Below are 5,883 nucleotides of genomic sequence, written 5' to 3' on the forward strand. Positions count from 1 at the left end.
TCGGCAACTAACCCCGCGAGTCCCCCATCCAGAACCCGCGAGTCCCCGGTTCAGGACCCGCGAGTCCCGCGTTCAGGACCCGCGAGTCCCGCGTTCGGAACCCGCGAGTTCCCCGTTCGAAACTTGCGAGTCCCCGGTTCGGAACCCGCGAGTCGTCGGTTCCGGACCTGCGCGTTGCCGGTTCGGCGAGCGTGCCGGAATCGCGAACCGCCAACTCAGCGGTCCTGAACGGGAGACTCGCGGGTTCTGAACCGGGGACTCGCGGGTTCCGAACGGGGGACTCGCGGGTTCTGAAGCCGGGACTCGCGAGTCAACCGGGGACTCGCGGGGTTTGAGTGGGGGAGCTGGGTGGGGTTCCGCCTTTCGGCTGATTGTCTGTTTGTCCCTTTGGTGTGAGTCTCCGGCAATGAACTCGTCGACGGCGACGACGGTCTTCCTGCCGGTCGCGCTCGGGATCGTCATGTTGGGACTGGGACTGTCGCTCACGGTCGCCGACTTCACCCGGGTGGTGCGGTACCCGAAGGCCACGATCGTGGCGCTCGCCTGCCAGATACTGGTACTGCCCGCGGTCTGCCTCGGGCTGGTGCTGCTCTTCGACCTCGAGCCCATCCTGGCTGTCGGCATGATGCTGCTCGCCGCCTCGCCCGGCGGAACCACGGCCAACCTGTTCAGCCACCTCGCACGCGGTGACGTCGCACTCAACATCACGCTCACCGCCATCAACTCGGTGCTCGCCGTCGTGACGCTGCCGATCGTGGTCAACCTCGCGCTCGCCGGGTTCCTCGACGGCGACGACGCGATCGGCCTCCAGCCCGCCAAGATGCTGCAGGTCTTCGCCATCGTCCTCGTTCCGGTGGCGATCGGGATGGTGATCCGCCGCAAGGCGCCCGCGTTCACCGAACGTACCCGCGGGGCGGTCAAGATCGCCTCGATCGCGGTGCTCGTCGCGGTGATCGCGATCGCGGTGTGGCAGGAGCGGGAGAACGTGCTCGGGTACCTCCAGGACGTCGGGCTCGTCGCACTGCTGCTCTGCGTGTTGAGTCTCACGATCGGGTACTTCGTGCCGAGGGCGGCGAAGATCGAGAAGCGGCAGTCGATCGCGTCGGCGTTCGAGATCGGCATCCACAACTCGACGCTCGCGATCACGATCGCACTGTCCCCGTCGCTGCTGAACAGCGCGGAGATGGCGGTCCCGGCCGCGGTCTACGGCATCCTGATGTTCGTGCCCGCGGGTGTGCTCGCCGCCCTGTTCGCTCGTGATCGCGAACCAGCACCGATCCAGTAGGCGGCAAACGTCACAACCCTGTTGCGCGACTCGCGACGCGATCGGAAATACTGGCGAGTAACAAGCAAGACTGACACCCTGGCAAGCCAGTCTTGGTCGTCATCGTCGCCGGATGCGGGAGTGCTCGTGGTCGTTCGACTTATTATCGGACTGCTGATCACCGTCGTGGTGCTCGGCATAGCGGGCCGACGCGCGAAGTACCTGTACGACCTGATCAAGGCCGGTCAGCCGGTCGACCGCTTCGACCACCTCGGCCAGCGGCTGTTCGCGCAGGTCAAGGAGGTCTTCGGGCAACGGAAGCTGCTGAAGTGGTCCATCCCCGGCGCCGCGCACGCGTTCACGTTCTGGGGCTTCGTCATCCTCGCCACGGTGTACCTCGAGGCCTACGGCGTCCTCTTCGACCACGACTTCCACATCCCGCTGATCGGCCGCTGGTCCGTGCTCGGCTTCGCGCAGGACTTCATCGCCGTGATGGTGCTGGTCTCGCTGGTCGCGTTCGCGGTCATCCGCATGCGCAACGACCCGGAGCGCCAGGAGCGCAAGTCCCGCTTCTACGGCTCGCACACCGGCGGCGCGTGGCTGATCCTCTTCATGATCTTCAACGTCATCTGGACGATGTTCCTGTTCCGCGGGGCGGCCGCGGCGCTGGGCTACTTCCCGTACGACTCCGGCGCGTGGGTGTCACTCGGCGTCGGCGAGCTGCTCGGGGGCATGAACCACACCGCGCTGGAGTGGGTCGAGTCCATCGGCCTGCTGCTGCACATCGGCGTGATGCTGTCGTTCACGATCATCATTCTGAACAGCAAGCACCTGCACGTGTTCGTCGCGCCGATCAACGTCTCGACCAAGCGTCTCCCGGACGGTCTCGGCCCGCTGCTGCCGATGGAGTCCGGCGGCAAGCCGATCGACTTCGAGGACCCCGGCGAGGACGACGTCTTCGGTCGCGGCAAGATCGAGGACTTCACCTGGAAGGGCATGCTCGACTTCGCCACGTGCACCGAGTGCGGGCGCTGCCAGAGCCAGTGCCCGGCGTGGAACACCGGCAAGCCGTTGTCGCCGAAGCTCGTGATCATGGACCTGCGCGACCACCTGTTCGCGAAGGCTCCGTACCTGATCGGCGGCCAGGAGATCCCCGACGACCACAGCGGGATCGACGTCCTCGCGCTCGCCGAGGGCGACAAGGACAACCACTCGGTGCCGGAGTCCGGCTTCTCGCGTGTCCCCGGCTCGGGAGTCGCGCAGGCGGTGCGCCCGCTGGTGGGGTCGGCCGAGGTCGGCGGCGTCATCGACCCCGACGTGCTGTGGTCCTGCACCACCTGCGGTGCGTGCGTCGACCAGTGCCCGGTGGACATCGAGCACGTCGACCACATCGTCGACATGCGCCGCTACCAGGTCATGATCGAGTCGGAGTTCCCGTCCGAGCTGGGCACCCTGTTCCGCAACCTGGAGAACAAGGGCAACCCGTGGGGCCAGAACAACTCGGCGCGCATGGACTGGGCGAAGGACCTGCCGTTCGAGGTGCCGGTCTACGACGGCACCCTCGAACCGGACGTCGAGTACCTGTACTGGATCGGCTGCGCGGGCTCGTTCGACGACCAGGCCAAGAAGACCGTGCGGGCCACCGCCGAGCTGCTGCACATCGCGGGCGTGAAGTTCGTGGTGCTCGGCAACGAGGAGTCCTGCACCGGCGACCCGGCGCGGCGCGCGGGCAACGAGTTCCTGTTCCAGATGATGGCGCAGCAGACCGCGGAGATGCTGAACACCGTGTTCGAGGGCCGCGAGCCGGAGAAGCGGAAGATCATCACCACGTGCCCGCACTGCATGAACACGCTGGCGCGGGAGTACCCGCAGCTCGAGGGCATGATCCCGACGTTCGAGGGCACGAACGGGCACTGGGAGGTCATGCACCACACGCAGGTGCTGAACCGCCTCATCCGGGACAAGAAGCTGACGCCGGTCAAGCCTCCTGAGGGCGGCGCCCCCGTCACCTACCACGACCCGTGCTACCTGGGCCGTCACAACAAGGTCTACGAGGCGCCGCGTGAGCTGGTCGGCGCGACCGGCATGGAGCTGACGGAGATGCCGAGGCACGCGGACCGCTCGCTGTGCTGCGGCGCCGGGGGTGCGCGGATGTGGATGGAGGAGAACATCGGCAAGCGCATCAACCTGGAGCGCGTCGACGAGGCACTGGACACGAACGCGAAGGAGGTCGTCACCGGCTGCCCGTTCTGCCGGGTGATGATCACCGACGGCCTCGTGCAGCGCCAGAGCGAGGACAAGGGCACCGACGTCCAGGTCCGCGACGTCTCCCAGATGCTCCTCGAGTCGGTCAAGCGCGGCCAACCCACCACCTGACCCCGCGAGTCCCCGTTCCAGAACCCGCGAGTCCCCCGTTCGGGACCGGTGAGTTCCCGGTTCGGGACCGACGGCTTGCTGTCCCGAACGGGTAACTCGCCGGTTCCGAACGGGCAACTCGCGGGTCGTGAACCGGGGACTCGCGGGTTCTGAACGGGGGACTCGCGGGATGGCTCCAGTCGGATTCGTCTCTGGCTCCGTCCGGGGCGCTGACACTGGGCTGGTGATCACCAGAGGACAACCCGCGGGGCGGGTGCGACTTGACCGGGTGGTGATCAGGTTCGCCGGCGACTCGGGTGACGGGATGCAGCTCACCGGTGACCGGTTCACCTCCGAGGCCGCGGCGTTCGGCAACGACCTGGCCACGCTGCCCAACTTCCCCGCCGAGATCCGGGCGCCCGCGGGCACCCTGCCGGGTGTCTCGAGCTTCCAGTTGCACTTCGCCGACTACGACATCCTCACGCCGGGCGACCGGCCGGACGTCCTGGTCGCGATGAACCCGGCCGCGCTCAAGGCGAACCTGGCCGACGTGCCGCCTGGCGGGACCCTGCTCGTCAACACCGACGAGTTCGTCAAGCGCAACCTCGGCAAGGTCGGCTACGACGCGAACCCCCTCGAAGACGGTTCGCTCGCCGCCTACCACGTGCTGCCCGTCGCGATGGCGACCCTCACACAGGGCGCGCTCGAGGGCAGCGGCCTGTCCAAAAAGGACGCGCAGCGGTGCAAGAACATGTTCGCGCTCGGGCTGCTGTCGTGGATGTACGGCAGGCCGACCGAGGGCACGGAACGGTTCCTGCGGGAGAAGTTCGCCCGCAAGCCGGACATCGCCGAGGCCAACGTGCTGGCGTTCCGCGCTGGCTGGAACTACGGCGAGACCACCGAGGCGTTCGCCACCACCTACGAGGTCGCGCCGGCGAAGTTTCCGCCGGGGGAGTACCGCCAGATCACCGGCAACCTCGCGCTCGCCTACGGGATCGTCGCGGCGGGCCAGTGCTCGCGGCTGCCGGTGTTCCTGGGCAGCTACCCGATCACGCCCGCCTCCGACATCCTCCACGAGCTGTCGAAGCACAAGAACTTCAACGTCACCACCATGCAGGCCGAGGACGAGATCGCCGGGGTCGGCGCGGCGCTCGGTGCGTCCTACGGCGGTGCGCTCGGGGTCACGACCACGTCCGGGCCGGGCGTCGCGCTCAAGGCCGAGACCATCGGGCTCGCGGTCATGCAGGAGCTGCCGCTGCTGGTGATCGACGTGCAGCGCGGCGGCCCGTCCACCGGGCTGCCGACCAAGACCGAGCAGGCGGACCTGCTGCAGGCCATGTACGGCCGCAACGGCGAGTCACCGGTGCCCGTGCTCGCGCCGCAGTCGCCGGGTGACTGCTTCCCGATCGTCGTCGACGCGGCACGGATCGCCCTGCGGTACCGGACGCCGGTGCTGGTCCTGTCCGACGGCGCGATAGCGAACGGGTCGGAGCCGTGGCTGATCCCGTCCGTCGAGGACCTGCCGGACCTGAGCGTCACGTTCGCGACCGAGCCCAACGCGCCGGACGGCAGCGGTGAGCACTGGCCGTACGTCCGCGACGAGTCCCTCGCCCGCGCGTGGGCCATCCCCGGCACGCCCGGTCTGCAGCACCGTATCGGCGGGCTGGAGAAGGCCGACGGCAAGGGCAGCATCTCCTACGACCCCGACAACCACGACCGCATGGTCCGGTTGCGGCAGGCCAAGATCGACGGTGTCGAGGTGCCGGACCTCGAGGTCGAGGATCCCGGCGGGCAGGCGGACGTGCTGGTGCTGGGCTGGGGCTCGACGTACGGGCCGATCGGCGCCGCGTGCCGGGCGATGCGCAAGCGCGGGCAGCGGATCGCGCAGGCGCACCTGCGGTACCTGAACCCGTTCCCCGCCAACCTCGGCGACGTGCTGGCGCGGTACGGGACGGTCGTGGTGCCGGAGATGAACCTGGGGCAGCTGTCGTTGCTGCTGCGGGCCAGGTACCTGGTGGACGTCGTGTCGTACACGAAAGTGGCCGGCACGCCGTTCATGGAGTCGGAGTTGGTCGAGGTGTTCACCGAACACCTCGACACGACGCTCGCGGAGGCGGCCTGATGACCACTGTGAACCTGGAGCTGGGCCTCAAGCCGAAGGATTTCAAGTCCGATCAGGAAGTGCGTTGGTGTCCCGGATGCGGGGACTACGTCGTGCTCAACGCCATGCAGTCGTTCCTGCCCACCCTCGGACTCAAACGCGA

At 67.9% G+C, this 5,883-nt stretch carries 3 protein-coding genes and 1 pseudogene; all 4 read left to right on the forward strand.

Annotated features, from left to right (window positions below; translation table 11 throughout):
• The first annotated feature begins 379 nt into the window (after window positions 1-379).
• Window positions 380-1,285 (forward strand): bile acid:sodium symporter family protein, encoded by a 906-nt coding sequence (locus ACFPCV_RS09680; protein WP_378055709.1) that lies wholly within the window; start codon window positions 380-382, stop codon window positions 1,283-1,285.
• 126 nt (window positions 1,286-1,411) lie between these two features.
• Complete coding sequence (locus ACFPCV_RS09685) at window positions 1,412-3,640, forward strand: (Fe-S)-binding protein (RefSeq protein ID WP_378055755.1); 2,229 nt, start codon at window positions 1,412-1,414, stop codon at window positions 3,638-3,640.
• Between the two features lie 169 nt (window positions 3,641-3,809).
• A complete protein-coding gene (locus ACFPCV_RS09690; protein WP_378055710.1) occupies window positions 3,810-5,741 on the forward strand; it encodes a 2-oxoacid:acceptor oxidoreductase subunit alpha in 1,932 nt (643 codons plus the stop codon).
• Window positions 5,741-5,883, forward strand: a pseudogene (locus ACFPCV_RS09695) (2-oxoacid:ferredoxin oxidoreductase subunit beta); the annotation flags it as partial. The gene ACFPCV_RS09690 and the pseudogene ACFPCV_RS09695, both read left to right, overlap by 1 nt.

The sequence above is a fragment of the Actinophytocola glycyrrhizae genome, assembly GCF_042653545.1.
Classification (GTDB): domain Bacteria; phylum Actinomycetota; class Actinomycetes; order Mycobacteriales; family Pseudonocardiaceae; genus Actinophytocola; species Actinophytocola glycyrrhizae.

Bases quoted from the DNA above. Each gene is read 5' to 3' on its own strand.
- ACFPCV_RS09690 (WP_378055710.1), top strand. From the start codon at position 3,810: ATGGCTCCAGTCGGATTCGTCTCTGGCTCCGTCCGGGGCGCTGACACT.